This is a genomic window from uncultured Chitinophaga sp., assembly GCF_902168175.1.
Lineage (GTDB): Bacteria > Bacteroidota > Bacteroidia > Chitinophagales > Chitinophagaceae > Chitinophaga.
In genome coordinates this window covers 283,575-301,551 of record NZ_CABHOU010000095.1, presented here as the reverse complement: position 1 = coordinate 301,551, position 17,977 = coordinate 283,575, and the positions used below count along the sequence as shown (strand labels likewise).

Annotated in this window: 15 protein-coding genes and 1 tRNA gene; 4 read left to right on the top strand and 12 right to left on the bottom strand. The window is 47.0% G+C overall.

What is annotated here, in order from left to right; all coding sequences use genetic code 11:
- Window positions 1-14 precede the first annotated feature (14 nt).
- Window positions 15-353 carry a cupin domain-containing protein gene (locus QZT80_RS22480; protein WP_295127587.1) on the top strand — a complete coding sequence of 113 codons (339 nt, stop codon included), beginning with the start codon at window positions 15-17 and terminating at the stop codon, window positions 351-353.
- A 66-nt stretch (window positions 354-419) separates the two neighbouring features.
- Here the strand turns inward: QZT80_RS22480 and QZT80_RS22475 are convergent, their stop codons facing one another.
- Window positions 420-701: a hypothetical protein gene (locus QZT80_RS22475; protein ID WP_295127586.1), complete on the bottom strand. Its 282-nt coding sequence runs from the start codon at window positions 699-701 to the stop codon at window positions 420-422.
- 189 nt (window positions 702-890) lie between these two features.
- On the opposite strand from QZT80_RS22475, the gene QZT80_RS22470 reads away from it, so the two are divergent.
- Complete coding sequence (locus tag QZT80_RS22470) at window positions 891-1,835, top strand: NADP-dependent oxidoreductase (protein ID WP_295127583.1); 945 nt, start codon at window positions 891-893, stop codon at window positions 1,833-1,835.
- A gap of 308 nt (window positions 1,836-2,143) precedes the next feature.
- Here QZT80_RS22470 and QZT80_RS22465 read toward each other — a convergent pair whose 3' ends face one another.
- Together QZT80_RS22465 and QZT80_RS22460 are read right to left on the bottom strand one after the other, a co-directional pair.
- A complete protein-coding gene (locus QZT80_RS22465; protein WP_295127580.1) occupies window positions 2,144-4,390 on the bottom strand; it encodes a hypothetical protein in 2,247 nt (748 codons plus the stop codon).
- Window positions 4,391-4,480: 90 nt separating this feature from the next.
- A tRNA-OTHER gene (locus tag QZT80_RS22460) sits at window positions 4,481-4,600 on the bottom strand.
- A gap of 264 nt (window positions 4,601-4,864) precedes the next feature.
- On the opposite strand from QZT80_RS22460, the gene QZT80_RS22455 reads away from it, so the two are divergent.
- Window positions 4,865-5,872, top strand: coding sequence for a WYL domain-containing protein (locus tag QZT80_RS22455; RefSeq protein ID WP_295127577.1), 1,008 nt, complete (start codon window positions 4,865-4,867; stop codon window positions 5,870-5,872).
- Window positions 5,873-5,960: 88 nt separating this feature from the next.
- Here QZT80_RS22455 and namA read toward each other — a convergent pair whose 3' ends face one another.
- The 8 genes from namA to QZT80_RS22415 all read right to left on the bottom strand — a co-directional run bounded on the left by namA (window position 5,961) and on the right by QZT80_RS22415 (window position 14,796).
- The gene (namA, locus tag QZT80_RS22450) at window positions 5,961-7,028 is read right to left on the bottom strand and encodes an NADPH dehydrogenase NamA (RefSeq protein WP_295127574.1); all 1,068 of its coding nucleotides are present in this window, start codon (window positions 7,026-7,028) and stop codon (window positions 5,961-5,963) included.
- Between the two features lie 96 nt (window positions 7,029-7,124).
- On the bottom strand, window positions 7,125-8,300 hold the full coding sequence (locus QZT80_RS22445; RefSeq protein WP_295127571.1) for an MFS transporter: 1,176 nt from the start codon (window positions 8,298-8,300) through the stop codon (window positions 7,125-7,127).
- 230 nt (window positions 8,301-8,530) lie between these two features.
- Complete coding sequence (locus QZT80_RS22440) at window positions 8,531-9,205, bottom strand: GDSL-type esterase/lipase family protein (RefSeq protein WP_295127568.1); 675 nt, start codon at window positions 9,203-9,205, stop codon at window positions 8,531-8,533.
- Between the two features lie 235 nt (window positions 9,206-9,440).
- Window positions 9,441-10,115 (bottom strand): SGNH/GDSL hydrolase family protein, encoded by a 675-nt coding sequence (locus tag QZT80_RS22435; protein ID WP_295127565.1) that lies wholly within the window; start codon window positions 10,113-10,115, stop codon window positions 9,441-9,443.
- A gap of 18 nt (window positions 10,116-10,133) precedes the next feature.
- Complete coding sequence (locus QZT80_RS22430) at window positions 10,134-11,318, bottom strand: AGE family epimerase/isomerase (protein WP_295127561.1); 1,185 nt, start codon at window positions 11,316-11,318, stop codon at window positions 10,134-10,136.
- Window positions 11,319-11,358: 40 nt separating this feature from the next.
- Window positions 11,359-12,576, bottom strand: coding sequence for a glycosidase (locus tag QZT80_RS22425; RefSeq protein ID WP_295127559.1), 1,218 nt, complete (start codon window positions 12,574-12,576; stop codon window positions 11,359-11,361).
- Window positions 12,577-12,601: 25 nt separating this feature from the next.
- Entirely contained in the window at window positions 12,602-14,452 is a 1,851-nt protein-coding gene (locus QZT80_RS22420; RefSeq protein WP_295127556.1) for a sodium:solute symporter family protein, read from the bottom strand.
- A gap of 188 nt (window positions 14,453-14,640) precedes the next feature.
- The gene (locus tag QZT80_RS22415; protein WP_295127553.1) at window positions 14,641-14,796 is read right to left on the bottom strand and encodes a hypothetical protein; all 156 of its coding nucleotides are present in this window, start codon (window positions 14,794-14,796) and stop codon (window positions 14,641-14,643) included.
- 220 nt (window positions 14,797-15,016) lie between these two features.
- Between QZT80_RS22415 and QZT80_RS22410 the strand changes: the two genes are divergently transcribed.
- Window positions 15,017-15,895, top strand: a complete 879-nt coding sequence (locus QZT80_RS22410; RefSeq protein ID WP_295127550.1) for an AraC family transcriptional regulator — start codon at window positions 15,017-15,019, stop codon at window positions 15,893-15,895.
- Between the two features lie 254 nt (window positions 15,896-16,149).
- Here the strand turns inward: QZT80_RS22410 and QZT80_RS22405 are convergent, their stop codons facing one another.
- A complete protein-coding gene (locus QZT80_RS22405; protein ID WP_295127548.1) occupies window positions 16,150-17,955 on the bottom strand; it encodes an ATP-binding protein in 1,806 nt (601 codons plus the stop codon).
- Between the last annotated feature and the right edge of the window lie 22 nt (window positions 17,956-17,977).

The following is a 17,977-nucleotide window of genomic DNA, read 5'->3' as shown; positions in this document are numbered from 1 at the left end:
GTAGCTTTATTATTATGATAAAGAGTACAGAAAATGCCGAACATTATACCTGGGGAAGCGATTGCGATGGATGGCACCTGTTGAAGCACAACGATTTAAGTGTAATACAGGAACGGATGCCGGCGGGCACATCAGAGCAGTTACATATGCACGAAAAAAGCAGGCAGTTATTTTATGTGCTATCGGGAGCCGCGGAAATGGAGGTGAACGGGGTAAAATATGTGTTTACTGCAGGACAAAGCCTGGCGGTGGAACCGGGTGCTAAACACCGGATATTTAATAACAGCGATACCGATCTTCACTTTTTGGTGGTATCGTCACCGAAGTCGCACGGCGACCGGGTTAACTTGTAAAGGAAAAGCGATGGCTGTTATATGTATATAAAACAGGCATCGCTTTTTACTTAATAAGATGCGGGATTAATCATCTTCCTCCTCATCATCCTCATCTTCTTCCAGCCAGTCCATGTACTTGTAGTACCATTCTTCCAGCTGTTCGATCAGTTCTTCCTTTCCTTCGGGGTTGCCCTTAAAAAATTCTTCTACGTTATCGATTTCCGATACGATGTCGATGTAGGCGGTATCTTCATCTTCCTCTACACGTTTCGCGAAAAAACGAGGCACCTCTGTGTGGAAAATATACTCGTTATCCGGATCGTTGATCGGATCGTCCGCAATCATAAACTTTGGTAAGTTAGCCATGATGATCTATTTAAATCGGTTTTTACAAAAATAGGTATTATGGATGTCAAAAATGGTGCGAGAAAGTTTTAAACAGGTAATGATATAAAATAAGCCAATGGCGGTATAATACCGAAATAACGCAAACATGTACAGGTAAAATAAATTATTTCTGTACAACTTTGTGTTATCAAACAAAACGGCTTTAATATGAAAGCGATAAAATTAACAAGTATTGGCGGAGTAGAGAACCTGGAGTATGCCAGTTTACCATTACCCGTTATTAAAGATGATGAAGTACTGATACAGGTAAAGGCGATCAGCATCAACCCTGTGGATGTAAAAACACGAAAAGGCAAAGGCGTTTACGGCAAACTTAAAACCCTCGACCCGCTTATTATCGGCTGGGATGTATCGGGGGTAGTGAATACGGTGGGTAGTTCGGTTAAAGATTTTAAAGAAGGGGACGAGGTGTTTGGTATGATCAACTTTCCCGGACATGGGCAAGCCTATGCAGAATATGTAGCGGCACCGGCATCACATCTCGCCAAAAAACCAGCTAACATTTCGCACGAGGAAGCGGCGGCAGCTACCCTTGCAGCCCTAACGGCCTACCAGGCACTCATTGAACATGCAGACATTAAACCCGGCAACAAAGTACTGATACACGCAGCGGCAGGCGGTGTTGGACACTATGCAGTGCAAATTGCCAAACACCTGGGGGCACATGTTACAGGCACTGCATCTGCAGCTAATACCAACTTTGTACTTTCGCTGGGCGCCGATGCGAACATTGATTATCATACACAGGATTTTACCCAAATATTATCCAACCTCGACTTTGTTTTAGATACGCTTGGCGGCGAATCGATTGATCGTTCTCTGGAAGTAATTAAACCCGGTGGCGCCATTAACTCTATACCTACAGGCCTTTCGGAAGAAGTGACCGGGAAAGCAGCAGCTAAAAATGTTAAAGGCTACCATACCATGGTGTACAGCAGTGGGAAAGACATGCGTGCGATTGCGGACTGGCTGGAAAAGGGCATCCTGAAATCAACAGTGTCGCAAACATTTGATTTTAGTGAAATTGCGCAGGCGCATTTACAGGTAGAAACGGGAAGAACGAAAGGGAAGATTGTAGTAACGATAGCATAACAACCACGGCTGCGGTGGTGGCTGCCCTATTTCCTTACATCACTTACGTCGCCCTTAACTTATTATTAAATCGATATAATTGCCAATTGTAATAGTTATCGGAAAAAGGACTGTACCCAACGACATTTGAGGCAAACGCAAAAGGGAGGCTGTATCGTAAGTCCGATACAGCCCCCTTTTTTTCGTATCCCTGACGGAGTCGGGTGCCTGGTTAAGCAATTCTCAGAGGCTATTTTTATTTGAGCCGACCCCATTGTGTTTGTAAAGGCAAAGCAGGTGATGAAGCTGGTACAGACGCGCCATTAACCTTAGTCGATCAACAGTTGAGTAACGGCAGCTGCGTCGCGGGCCCACACCTGGTTGTACACTTCATCAGCCGCAGCTTCGTCGTTAACAACTACGAGTTGCTGCGCCTCGGCTTTCACCGATAACAATGCACCAATACTCATCTTTCCATCCAGCCGGGCTAACATTCCATTCACTGCCTTCATATTGAAATCTCCTCCCAATTGTCCGCTGAAAGGCATCTCCAGCCAAATCACTTCGCGCTGTTTCACGTCCAGTACGCCGAATACCAATCCTTTCGTAAGTCCGCCCGTTATACGTACCTGGTGCTGTACACAAGCCGGATCGTACGCCACACCTGTAGTTGCAGATATCTTCATCGGGTACTTGCTGTTCATCCATCCTACTGCGAGCTGAGGCGTGATGGCACCATTGCTGAAAGCATTGCAGGTAAACACGACGTATCGCGCATCTGCTTTTACCAGCGTGTTCAGTTCCAACTCTATGTACTCCGCCGTACCTATCTTATCCGGGACCTGACGAATATCGCCGCTATGCTTACACCCTGTGGTTACCAGGTTAGAATAAGAGCATACGTCTTTTTTATCTGCATATACGATAACGGCGCTCAGGTCCATATCCAGGTGCTGTGCGGGCAACCCTGTACCCCATTGCATAAACAACCGAACAGCATCACCCTCCACAGGGAAACGCGCTCCCATCAGGGCAGACGGTAAATCCTGCACCGTTTCGGCACGGTCACCGATAGCCAATGGCATTTTGAACAGCAGCGGATCTATAAAAATGGTACGCGCTTCATTAGTAGCGGATGCAAAACGGCGGCCCATTTCCTTCATACACATTTCGGTTACGGCCGTTTTCATGGCGGTCAGTTGCTCGTCCGTGTAAATAGATAACAGTTGGTTGCCTGGTATTGCTTTACTTACACCTCCCAAAGGCTTCACGGTACGTTGTACATCTTTATCGAAGTAGTTATCTGCATACATGGCCAGTGTTATGAGCAGGCGCGCAGGCACTTTACCGGCTACTTCCGCAAAGGCAGGCACCGCAGCACCTTCGCCAAACCACAACATGTTAGAAAACAGGGAACGCGCAAACATACCCGGGCGCTGTTTCAACAGCTCGAACGCGTTATCCGCATCCAATCCTACCCTGAAATGGTTTACCCATCCCTGCCACACGTCGTACTTTTCTTTACAGAACATCTCCATCAAAGCACCAAGTCGTTCGAAATCTTTACGTTTACCGTATTCAATTAAACGCAGGGCACGGATGAAGCGTGTCCACATCGCCCTTTTAGGGTGCATGATCTCACACATCTTTTCAGTATCCATATCCAGGCCGTTCAACCATTTGGCTACACGCAGGCATTCGGTACGATTGTATTTCAGTTTCAGCTTTTCCTTAGCCTCCTGTGCAGCAACCTTTCTTTTATCCAATGGCTTATGTAAATGACCGTTGTTTTTTGCGGTACGCTCCACTATCACTTTGGGTTGCACCAACTGCAGATTACCGGTATGCTTATACCACAGGTAACGCATGATATCTGCAGGAGAATTAAATAACGCCTGCGCCTTATCGTCGCTTCCTTCGGCGATATACATATCGATAACCAGCATCAGCGTTTCCTTCATTGCAATGCTTCCGGTTGGCGCTGGCAGGTACTGCAACAGTACCTGCAGGTTTTCACGCTGTGTCGCATCAAGAGCGGTACGGGAAGCCAGTAAGGCATTCAGCATGGAGTCCAGCTCTTTATCCGTCCAAAGTTCCAGCACTTTGACCTTACTGTTTTGTCCGTAGTTTTCTATATCCCCGGCTATGAACGGTGTTCCGCAAAACGGGCAGCCGTTATATCGCTCCAGTGGAAAAGTACCTTCAGGAATTAAATGCCCGCAAGGCAATTCAACACCAGGCGCCTTATCCGAAGTACGGAACGCGTTCACAAACCAGGTAACGAGGTGATCTCCCAACGTTTCGTGTGTTGGGTTATTCCAACCTTTTACCAACGGCGTCCAGTTTTTATTGGTGCCGGTAACTTCTTTTAATAACTCCAGCAGTTCTTCATGAAATGCGGTGCTGGTATATTCAAGCGCATACAACAGGGCTTCCGACACGCCGAAGCCGAGCTTCGCGATGTTGGCCACCAGGCAGGCGGTAACAGGGGTAAGTGTATGTGGGTTTGTTTTGATGGCCGCATTGGGCACATAGATGGCCTGCTGGCGAAGACTAACCTGTAATAATTGTTTCATGATAACTGATCTTAAAAATTGCGGTAATTGCATTGCTTTTTCCTTAATGATTTGAAGTAAGCGATACTTGACCGTAAATATTTTTTGAAGGAAGGCAGGCTGGATTTGAACCAGCAACCCCGGAATCCCTATGAGAAGTAAGTTTTAATTGACCCGGAAGGATAATGCTAAAACTTAATTCCGTGCTCTAACCAATTGAGCTACTGCCTTCATTTGCAAACTGCGGTAATTGAACAAGTAAGTCCGTAAATGGTGATATAGAAGTAACTAATTCCTGACCGCCGTTTGACATCACAAATATGCGGGCACATCAGCGCAACCCATCTGCGCAGTTTGAAAAAATTTAAAAAAAGTTTTATATAGATTGAACATCACTGTGTTGAGAGAAAAATCCACCCACATTCTTTCATAACTACGCAGCTATATTGCGCAGTTAAATTCGGATATGTACCTTTATCTAACTAAAACGGCCATATGTCTGTAAACAAACTCGCGCTTATACGCTATAAAACGATTGATGAGTGCCTGCGCAAGCGTCACCGTAAATGGACGCTGGAACAAATCATGGAGAAAGTGGCGGAAGTGCTGTACGAGTACGAGGGCATAACATCCGGTGTGAGCCGCCGGACGATACAGGCGGACATACAACTGATGCGCAGCGACAAACTTGGCTACAACGCACCCATCATCGTTAAGGATAAAAAATTTTACACCTATGACAACGAAAACTATAGTATTACCAATGCGCCCATCAATGAAGTAGATGTAGATAAGATGAAGGAGATCGTAGGCGTTTTAAAGCAATTCAACGGTTTCAGCTATTTTGAAGAAATGAGCGAGATGATCGCGCGGCTGGAAAACAATCTTCATAAATCGACCCACCACACCAGCTTTATACAGTTTGAGAACAACCGCCTTTTAAAAGGCCTGGAACACATTGCCCCACTGTACCAGCACATCCTGAACAGGCAGGTACTACTGATCGAGTACAAATCATTCAGGGCAAAACAGGCCAGCCATCAAATATTCCATCCTTATTTGTTAAAGGAATACCGAAACCGCTGGTTCCTGATCGTGCGTCCCAAACAGCGCGACGACTTACAAACACTGGCCCTCGACCGTATTATCAGCTTCCAGGAACTGCCCAAAGAAAAATATGAAGTACTTCCGGGTGTAGACATCGAAACCTATTTCGACGATGTATTGGGCGTCACCAAAACAATAAAGGACAAGGCGCAAAAGGTGGTACTGGAGATAACAGGCGACCATGCGCCCTACGTAAAAACCAAACCATTGCACACCTCTCAAATAGTTTTAAAGGAAGATGCCACATGTTTGCTGATCCAGATAACGGTGGTGGTGAACTTCGAATTGGAGCGGGAAATACTGGGGTTTGGAGAATGTATGAAAGTGCTGTCGCCCGTATTACTCGCTAAAAGGATTGAGAAGCGGCTGGTGAAGGCGGCGGAGCGGTATCGGTAATTCACAAAGCACCTTAATAAAACCGCTGCTCGATACTTTGATACAGCCTCTTCGAAATTTACCCATCCAAACGCTGATCAGCAGCCCACTACCGCCGCTTCGCCCTCTCATACTGCACCGGCCATTTAACATCCGCCCCCAACTCATGCGCCGCTCTAAGCGCAAAATAAGGGTCGCGCAATAATTCCCTGGCGATGAAAATAAGATCTGCTGAACTATTGGCTACTAACTCCTCCGCCTGTTGCGCGGTAGTGATAAGTCCAACGGCGCCAGTGGCAATATTGGCCTCCTGCTTCACACGCGCGGCGAAAGGCGCCTGGTACAACGGGCCTACAGGTATTTTCACGCCGGGCACCATTCCACCGCTGGATACATCTACCAGGTCGACACCTTTTGTTTTTAAGATTTTACACAGCATCACCGACTGATCAACATCCCATCCACCATCGGCCCAATCGGTGGCGGAAATGCGAACGAACAGGGGAAGGGTAGATGGCCATTCAGTTTGTACAGCCTTTATTACTTCCAGCAACAGGCGCATACGATTTTCGAAGCTGCCACCATATTCATCGGTTCGCTGATTACTTAAGGGCGATAAAAACTGGTGCAGCAAATAACCATGCGCGGCGTGTAATTCTATCACCTTAAAACCCACCTTTAAAGCCCGTTTGGCAGCAAGTTTAAAGTCACTTATTACTTTATTGATACCGTTAACATCCAGTGCGAGCGGTGGTATATCGGCCTCGTTAAAAGGAATAGCCGATGGCGCTACGGGCAACCAGCCACCATCTATGGGCGACACCACTTTTCCACCTTTCCAGGCGGAGGCCACGCTGGCTTTACGGCCGGCATGTGCCAGTTGCACACCTGCCACTGCGCCCTGCTCTTCCAGGAAAGTATTGATCTCCGCAAGCTTCTCTATGTGTTCGTCTTTCCATATCCCCAGATCGTCTGGCGAAATACGTCCCTCGGGCGATACAGCGGCCGCTTCCGTCAGAATAAGCGCAGCCCCGCCAACGGCGCGACTACCCAGGTGTACCATATGCCAGTGATTGGCGAAACCGTCTACGGACGAGTATTCGCACATGGGCGACACGGTTATACGATTTTTGAAGGTGATGGATTTTATAGTAAGTGCTGAGAATAACTGCGACATGGTGTACTGTATTTTTATTCCGGCAGTAAAGATCGTACATAAAACGAAAAGGGCGGTGTATATATGACACCGCCCCTTGCATAATGTTATTATTAGCTAAGCTGAATAAGGTTGCATTTTCTTTTGCGAATTGGCCCGCCAGGCAAGAATAACACAGAACAGTACCCCCACAAAGGCCAGTCCGGCACCCACATATTCCGGCGAAGTATAACCATACCCGGCAGCAATTGGCAAACCGCCGAGGTAAGCGCCCAGCGCGTTCCCCATATTGGCACTGGCCTGCAGTGACGCCGAAGCCAGCATTTCTGAGCCTTTGGCCGCATTGATCATCAGCATTTGCATGGGAGCAATTACAGCAAAAGCCAGTGCGCCGGTAATGAAAGTCATTATGATAGCCGCAGCCTGAAACTGTGTAACGTAGGAAACAATGATAAGCGCACCGATCATGGCCACCAGCAGCATAGCTGTAGTAAGCAACGGCGAAAATCTGTCGGCCAGCCGCCCTCCAAGGAAGTTACCAACGGCCATGCCTACACCGGCAATGATCATTATGACGGGTACAAAATCGGCACTGAATCTTCCAACTTCTGTCATCAGTGGTGCGATGTAGCTGATCCAGGCGAAAAGACCACCGGTGCCAATAGCAGAAATACCTATAATGATCCAGGGTTCGGGTTTGCCAAAGGCTTTTACGTTCTCCATGAAGCTGCCACTGGAAGTAGCTTTTAATTCGGGCATCCAGCGTTTGATGCTGCCCGCTGCGGCGAGTGCCAGCAAACCAACGATGGCGAAAGAAATTCTCCAGCTCAGGTGATGGCCGATGGCTGTACCAATTGGCACCGCTGCAATATTAGCGATCGTAAGCCCGGCAAACATCACGGACACTGATCTTGCCTCGCGGCCCGGATCGGCCAGGCGACTGGCTACCACGGCACCAATACCGAAAAAAGCTCCGTGCGGCAAACCGGAAAATAGCCTGGCCACCAGCAACAATTCGTAATTAGGCGCGATAGCGAACATGGTATTAAAAAAGGCGAACAGCAACATCAGCACTATCAACACCTTCCGGGGAGGATAACTGGCAGCAATACCTACCATTAAAGGGGCGCCTATTACTACACCCAGGGCATACATTGAAATAAGATGGCCAGCTTCGGGGATGGTTATCGTCAGCGTCCGGGCCACATCGGGCAGTACTCCCATCATCATAAACTCCGCCATCCCTATGCCTAAACCACCGAGGGTGAGCGTGAGCAGACTCTTTTTAACCATGTGTTGTTTTTCCGTTAGTATGGGGCGCAAGTTACCACAAATAACCGGGGGCTTATAGTACTTTTCACACATTTGATAACACTTACTCAGAATATTATCGTACTAAAGAAGTTGTATTCCGCCACAGGCAAGGCATTTAAACCTGGTATTATTTTATCCGGATCAGGGACTATACAACATAAAAAAGCCCCGACATACGCCGGGGCCTGATAAAACGGGTTTTCGATAATCTAGAGATAAGGCTTTAATATCTTCGCCCACAGCTTGTAACCCTCTGCATTCAGATGCAAACCATCCATGGTCAGTTCCTTCTTCAACCTACCTTCCGCATCCTGGAACGGTTTGTTAAGCTCTATCACAGTAGCATTTGCCGCAGCCGCGACCTGGCGGTAGCCCTCATTGACCGCTGCAATATGCTCATCCTTGTTATAGTGGTTCTTAAACTGGGTAAATGTATTATTTACAGGCAAAAGCGTTTGTACATAAATTTTTGTTTTGGGCGATTCGGCCCTGATGCGGGTAACGATTTTCCGGTAGTTTTCAATGATAATGCTATCTGGTGTATTCCACTGGATATCGTTAATACCGATGAGGATGAATACTTTGGCGGGACGGCCTTCGGTCACTTCATCGAGGCGATCGAGGATACCAAAGGTGATATCGCCGGATATGCCACGGTTGCGGCAAAGCGGGTTACCCAGCAGCTCGGCCCAATCGGTGCCGGCGGTGATGCTGTTACCAAGGAAAATAATGTCTTTGGTTGAATTCGGATAACTGCGAAACTGGCCGGTCTTCAGCGCAAAACTTCCTGGCCTGTAATTCGGGTCCACTTTAACCGCCTGCTGTGCGCCGGCCATTTGCCAGGCTGCAAAGCAAAACAATGCGGTAATAATACCTTTCTTCATGACGTGCAAACTTTTAACGCCATCCAAAATAGTAAAATCCAATTATAAAAGCTCTTGTTTCTTGATGGTTTGCACAAGCCCGGCCGCAACAAATTTCTTTCGCTCCGCCATAGCGCTAACAAACGGGAGCAGGAAAAAACAAAAGAGGATAAAGCGGATGTTCATATATAGGCCAATTAAAAAAGCCACTGCTGAACTACATCCAACAGTGGCCGTGTTAAAATAAGTAACTATGTTAAAGCCCCAGCGCCTTCATCATTTCGTCGGCCACCAGTTGATTGCCTTTTTCGTTAAGATGCACCCTGTCTGTGGTGAGTACGCCTTTGGCTTCGTTCGCGGTATTATTCTTCACCTCGTAGTCTACAAAAGCTTTACGCAGATCGATAAGCTGGCAGTTGTTCTTCTGCGCAATGTTGCGGACCGTTTTGGAATACTGATTCAGGTCGCCGTCCTGCGGATTGGAAAAGTCGTTCAGTTCGCCTATTACAGAAGGCGTGCAAAGCAGCACTTTGATGTTCTGCGCCTTCAGTTTTTTGATAACGGCATTGTAGAATTTCTCAAATTTATCCAGGTCGGTACCCGTGCCGGATGAGCTTTTGTGCCATACGTCGTTAATGCCAACGTAAATCACGACTACATCAGGCTTCTTCGCCAGCACATCATCTTCCATCCTTAAATAAAGATCATAAATTTTGTTACCGCCAATACCGGCACCAATAAGCTCATAGTTATCGGCTGTTTTTTTATCGGTGAGCGACTGTTGAATGCGGGTAATATAACCGCCAGGATTAACGCCTGCCTGTGTAATCGAATCGCCGAAAAATACGATACGCTGCTTTTTCCTCACTGCCATTGACATACTTGTAATTACGATCAGCAGCAATGCGATTTGCCCAATTAATTTTTTCATGAGTGGATATTTTTGCTACTAATTTAATCTACGGATAATCTCTATGCAAGCCCTGCTATTATGATAGGGACATTTCCAGAAACCGGCCTTGTCCTGGCCGGCCATAGGTGAGTAATCGTCGTTAACGCCCCAAAACCATTCACCCTGCTTGTTATCCCTGATATATTCCTTTACAAACTCCCAACTGGCGTAGGATGCTTTGTAATACTTCTCTTTGCCACTTACCTGCCAGGCGTTTACAAAGCCGATCATGGCTTCGGCCTGGGGCCAGGAATGTTTTTCTTTGACAAGATGGTCTGCCCCGGGATCGTATTCGTACCAAAGCCCATCGTCGTCGTCGAGGCCTTCACCGGCTGCATCGGCTATCTTTATCGCCCATTCCTTCATTTTCGTAATCCATTTCTCTTCACCAATAATTTCCGCTGCTTCCTGCAGCAGCCAGGCGGCTTCGATATCGTGCCCGTAGGACACCAGGGGTGATTTTACAGCCCAATTTTCATCGAAGAACAGTACCAGGTGGTGGGTGGACGGATCTATAATATGTTGATCGAACACTTCCAGCAAATCTTCTATCCTTTCTTTCACCTGCGGCAGCGGCAACACCTTGTACAGGTTAGCATACGCTTCTATTACATGCAGGTGCGTGTTCATGGTCTTTTTCTCATTGGCATCCCTAGCACTCAGTCGCAAATCGTCAATAGGCGACCAGTCGCGGTTAAAGGCTTCGAAATAGCCGAGCCTCTCCGGATCAAAGCTATGCTGCTCTATCAGATTAAACAGTCGTACTGCATGCTCCAGCGCAGCATGAACGCTGGTGGCCTGGTAATATTCGGCCAGTGCGTACAGGCAAAAAGCCTGACCATACACCTGTTTACGATCACTCAGCATTTTACCCTCAGCGTCCACACTCCAGTAAACACCTCCGTGTTCCGTATCAATAAAATGATCAGTAATATAAGCGTAGGCCCGGTCGGCAATAGTGAGATAATCGGTTGTGCCCGTAAGATTGAAAGCGGAACTAAACGCCCACAGTATGCGGGCATTCATTACCAGTCCTTTTTCTGCATGGGCATCGGCCTCATTATCATTATTTACCTTCCCGAAAAAGCCGCCACGCTCATGATCTACGGTGTATTGCATCCAATAAGCAAGTATGCTGTCCAGCTCTTGCTCCATTTCCTGTTTATATAGGGAAGTATTCATATGTCAACTGTTTACGAACCGGAATTTACGTAAATAACGGTTAGATAGCGCGCTGACCTATGCGACCATTTTCGCCAGACTCCTGTAACAGCTCTTTATTTTTGTTGATAATTCCGGTAAGTGTATTCACCGAAGCACCCGACGTAAACCCGTCCTGTGCCGTATTCATGGCATAATCGAGCAACTGGTCTATCGAGCTTACAGCAACGTGCATACGAGTGTCGGAAGAGGCATAATAAATAAATACCCGGCCATCATCGTCCGCGATCCAACCATTGGCAAACACTACGTTACTTACATCTCCCACTCTTTCGTCCGCTTCAGGCGCCAGAAAATAACCGGCGGGCTTATAAATTACTTTGGTAAGATCTTTCAGATCGGTAACGAACACATACAGTACGTAACGTAAACCAGCGGCCGTATTACGTACTCCATGCGCCAGGTGTAACCAGCCTTTAGCCGTCTTAATGGGTGCTGGTCCCTGGCCATTCTTGGCCTCGTACACAGTATGATATCTTTTCGGATCAATCATTTTTTCTTCCAGCACTTCTGCACAGGTAATAGAAGCAGACAGACCGAAGGCGATACCGCCGCCCGTTCCGGCATCTATAAAACCGTCCTGAGGACGGGTATAAAAAGCGTACTTACCATCCACAAACTCAGGATGCAACACCACGTTTCGCTGCTGCGGCGACTTCGTTTTAAGATCAGGCAGGCGCTCCCAGGTTTTAAGGTCTTTGGAACGAATAATGCCACATTGGGCTATCGCCGCCGACTGATCAAAAGCCGGTGCAGCAGTATCTTTTCTTTCCGTGCAGAACAGTCCGTATACAAATCCGTCTTCGTGCTGCACCAGGCGGATATCGTATACGTTTACATCCGGCTCACCAGAAGCACCCACGTTTATAGGATAATCCCAGAAGCGGAAATTATCTATACCGTTCGGACTTTCTGCGATAGCGAAGAATGATTTACGGTCTGCACCTTCCACACGCACCATCAGTATATATTTCCCCTGCCATTTGATAGCACCTGCATTGAATGCGGCATTTATACCAAAACGCTCCATCAGGAAGGGATTAGTAGCTTCGTTGAGATCATAACGCCAGAAAACCGGCGCATGTGCTGCTGTTACCACAGGATATTTATAACGGGTAAATACACCATTATTCTGTGACAGGGGCTCGTTTGGCCTTTTTACCAATGCTTCGTACTGCTTTTCCAGGTTGGCCAGCCGCTGTTCAAATTGATCCTTCATCGTCTCAGTTTTATTTATGCAGATATTAGTATTCATTCAGTTTATTCCACCACGTTTTCTTAAGTATCACCAGGATGACCAGCAACACACCTACGGTTAAGAGCAATGGCGCCTTCATCCACAACACGAGATACATAGGCAGGATGGTTAAACACAGTTGCCCTATAATACCCAATACCACGTTAAACATGTTGAGTTTAAAATTCCTGTTACCCTTAAAAGCCGGATCTTCTTTTAACACCAGCTCGTGTACCGGTTTCCAGAAGCCCCAGGGGCGAACGGTTTTATAGAAATCTTTGAGCACATTGATTTCTGTATGCGGCGCGGCATACGTGCCCATAATAGAACCCGCGAGCGACAAGAGGAACAGCAAAGGCCAATAATACAGATCTAAGCCGCCGATAATATTAAACGATTTGAGTACCGCGAGCGCTATGGCCGGCACAATACCGGAAAGCATACCCCAATAGAAACCACTGGCATTAAAGCGCCACCAGTACCATTTAAGCATATTGGCCGCTACATAACCTCCGTACAATCCAGACACGATCCACTGCAACACCGTATTCACATCTTTTACGAACAGGCCTAACACCACACCAAGGGCTACCACCGCTGAACCTGAGATGTAATTCATGGTAATGACCTTTTTTGTGGAAGCATGCGGATCTACATACTTCAGGTAGATGTCGTTTACGATATAAGCCTGAGCGGCGTTAAGGGTGCCGGAAAAGGTGCCCATAAAGGCACCGAGTAACCCCGTCAGCACTAACCCTAATAAGCCCACCGGTATAAATGCATTAACCGCTGCCGGTAATATTTTCTCAAAGTCGGTACCGGCCGGCGACTGCAACTCACCACTGATTTGCGGATAGTATAATAGTGCAAGTACCGTTAAACCCATTACCATCGCATATCTGACAGGTAGCAGGATGATGGATACGAAGCCGCTCATCTTACTCGCCTCCTGCGGAGAACGGGTACTCAGTATTTTCTGCATATCATAATTGGGTGCAGGGCCTGCAAGACTGGCGAATATGCCTTTAAACAACATCATCATAAAAAAGATACCGAACAGCGAAAACCCATCTTCTTCTATCTTTTTATTCGCATCGTCCACTATCCCCGCCCAGTTTAAGTCCAGCCTGGCACCGAACAACGGATCGAGCCAGCCTTCGGGCACATTGACAGCACCCTCACTGTGCAGTTTTATCATGGCGATAACCGCTATACTTACACAGGCCACTATCATGATCGCATACTTGATCATATCACCAACTACAATGCTGTGCATACCACCCAGTATGGAATAGAACATGGCGAACAGCGTAAATACAATACCATAGAAGTGTGGCACATATTCGGCCGACACGTTAAAAGGAATGTAAGGCTGCACAATATCCCAGGGAATAAAGATCTGCATGAACTTACCCAGGCCTACAAAGCCATAGGCCAGGAAACCAAGGCAGCTTAACAGCGCGAAGGCGACCACAATGTTATGGGAAGACCTCACGCCCTTACCCGCGCTCCCGAAACGGCCCGCCAGCCATTCGGCACCCGTGGTGGCATTGGAGCGCCGCAACCAGCGCGACAGGAACATCATCAAAAATACCTGGTTAAACACCGGCCATAACCAGGGAATCCAAATGCTTTTTAGTCCGTACACAAAACAGAGGCTCACCATCCACATGGTGCCTGAAATATCGAACATATCGGACGCGTCGCTGAGTCCCAGCATATACCAGGGCAGCGACTTACCGCCCATCAGGTAGTTCTCCTTGTTTTGCCGTGCCTTTTTTCTTAATGCCCATCCTATTACCACCATGGTCACCAGGTAGGTGAGAAGGATGAGGATATCTAATGCCTGTAACTTCATAGGTATCTGATGATATTAAATGCCGCCAGTAATACTTTGGGCGTTGATTGAAATTTTACAAACCCGGCAGCGGACACCAGGTTTTCGAACGGCACATAATAACCAGGATGGTTACCTAACTGCGCAATGACAGTGCAAAGGATTTTTCCTGATGATAATTACTATCACTCTAACTCCTGAATGTACGGCTAATTCAGATTAATTTCCTGCAGCCTGTTACCGGGCATGATATTATAACCACATTGATGCCTGATCGTAACAACGCCGTTACCGCTGCTGGAAAATAACCGGCCGATCCTGTCAAAAAGGATAGATTTAAGTTCGTGGAACACCTGTAATTTCATAACGTCATCTAATATACCCAAATGTATGGCCGCCACGTTATTAATTTAAATACTTTTTTATCCCTTTAAAATGATTTTTCTACTCCGAACTTAAAGGCAACCCACGGCACACATTACAGCACTGGACGCAAGCACTGAAAATATAATACGAAAAATATGGTACTAATTTTACAATGGTTTGTTTATTTTTGATCCGGAGTACGCACAAAAAAGGCCCGTTATGAAAAGCAAACTGCTTAGAGAGATTACGCCATTAACACAAAGTGACTGTTTCACTATTTTTTCCAGGGTAAAGTCCACATTTGATTTTCCGCTGCATTACCACGACGAGTTTGAACTGAACCTGATACAAAACGGTAAGGGAGCAAAGCGGGTGATAGGCGACCATATAGAGGAAATAGACGATTGGGAACTGGTGCTGGTAGGTCCCAATATCCAGCATGCCTGGTTTACCCACAAGTGCGAGAGTACCGAGATCAAAGAAGTAACGCTGCAGTTTCATAAAGACCTGTTCGACGATAAGTTACTGCGTCGTAACCAACTGAGTTTTATCCGCACCATGTTCGAGAAATCGCTGCGCGGTATCCTGTTCTCAAAAGAAACCATTCAACAGCTGGCGCCCCGCATCATAGAACTGCATCAGAAACACGGCTTCGATTCTATACTGGAACTGATGTCCATCCTGCACGACCTGTCTATTTCGAGGAACATCCGTGTGCTGTCGGATTCGTCTTTCAACAACCATGAGCAATTTTCCTATAACAGCCGCCGTATTGAGAAAACGCTGGAGTACATTAACCAGAACTTCGATAAGGCCATTACACTTGGCGAAGTAGCTAAACTGGCCAACATGAGCGAAGTGTCGTTCAGCCGCTTTTTTAAACAGCGCACCGGCAATACGTTTATCGACAGTGTAAATGAAATCCGCCTCGGCCATGCTTCCCGTTTACTGATAGACACTACACAAACTATTGCCGAGGTTGCCTACCATTGCGGCTTCAATAACATCTCCAACTTTAACCGGATATTCCGGAAGAAAAAAGGATGTACCCCGAAAGAGTTCCGCGAAAACTTTTCAGGCACCCGTACTTTCATTTGAAGCGATACAGAAGCTACTCTTCATAACACAAAGGTAGCTTCACCGCCAGCTCAAAACCTTAGCGTTTGAGAGAAAAAACTTAGCGTTTGAGAGAAAATGTTGGCGAGTAATAGGATTTTAACAAAAGAGCCTGAAGCATCCTGAAAGCATGGAGAGAGCAAGGAGAGAGATGGTAGTATTACATCAGTCGGCGCGTACAAAACGGGATTACACCACTGCATAGCTCAGCAATTTCTTCGTTGTACCAGCAATGACTAACATGCCACGGCTTCTTTATCCGTGAGCAGCACCAGCTGTGACTTATTTACATGCCTCACCACCGATTCTACCAACTGACGGCGCAGCACCGGCTTCACGATATACTCGTTAGCCCCCAGCCCCAACATCATTTCGTGCTCTTCTTTAAATGCGTTTGAAGACAATGCAATGATAGGAACACCTGCAAACTGCGGCATGCTCCGTAAAATGCGGGTTGTTTCTTTGCCATCCATTACCGGCATTGATATATCGAGAATAATCAGATCTGGTTTTAATACCTGCGCCACGGCAATACCTTCCGCACCGTTCACCGAAGTAGCTACTTCTACCCCGAGCGGCAACAGGAAGCGCTCGAGTATCATACTGTTCATTTGCTCATCTTCAATCACCAGCACCTTTTTTCCATGAAGGGAAGGATAATGCAACTCATCTCCACGCTGTACCTCTTCGCAGGCGCTTAGCGGCAGGCGCACCCGGAAAGCACTGCCCATCCCCTCTGTACTTTCTACCGTAATAACCCCGCCTAACTGCTCCACATAACGGCGGGTAATCACCAGGCCTAGCCCACTCCCCTTATGATCAGACGACATACCTAACTGTGTGAACGGACGGAACAACATCTGTAGTTTATCCGGCGCTATACCGGGACCACTATCTTTCACCGTAATTATCACTGAGTCCTGTTGCGCCTCTATACCCAGTATCACCACACGGTCGCGGGGCGTAACTTTGATGGCATTAGAAAGCAGGTTATTGAGGATGCGTGTTAGCTTCGACTGATCAATCATCACGCAATCCGGCAGCACGCCCGATGTTTCCACCAACATTTGCACACCCCCCATTTTCGCGATATTAGTATAAGTATTGGCTACAGGCTGCAACCAGCGTTCCAGCACCACCGGCTCCGGACGCAGCTCATCTCCCAGTCCTGCTTCAATTTTAGAAACTTCCAGCACGTTGGTGAGCATACCACGCAAATCATGACTGTTACAGAAAATATCTTCAATGATCTGCCGTGAGCCCGCAGGCATATCGCTATCCTGCGTTTCCTGCAATAAAATATCACTTAAACCAATAATAGCATTGATGTAATTCCTTGTTTCGTGGCTGGTTTCGCTGAGGTAACGCGACTTTTCGAAATTGGCTTTTTCCAGCGCCGCAGTACGCTCCTTTACCTGTGCCTCCAACTCAGCATTATACCTCGCCAGCCAGGAGTTCTGCCACTCCACCTGCCGCTGCAGGTCGTCGTTACTTTTACAATGAAAGGCAATAGCCAGTATGCAGAGCGAAAACACCACCGACATAATAAGCCAGCGGAACACATGTTGTATTTCCTGGGTAAATGGCAAAGCATTAATCACCTTTAACTCATAGTTCAGCTCCAGCAGCACAACACAGGCAATGGGCAACATGGCGCAAAAGAGAATCATCTTTAATTGCTCTACCTTAAAGGAAAGCAACACCACGCAAATGGCAAACACCGCAAACAGTTGCACCTCAGCGAGGCTGCCAAATATTACACCATAATAAAGGATGATACCAGCAAAAACGGCCTGCAATCCAACCTTGGCCTGTAAATAATATCGCTGGCTGTTGAGCCAGATTACGGAAGAAAAAAGCGGACTGAATAAAAAAGCAGGGTATAAGATGCGGGTTTCTCCGGAAAGTGCGAAAAACAAAACACCGTACACGACAACAAGTACCGCGCACAAAAAGCTAATGAGGTTTACAATGCGTATTCTTTTCGCTTCGTATTTGTCCAATCCGGAATGTATACCTGATAAAATCAGTTGTGTTAACATATCTGGGGAGATTACTGTTAAA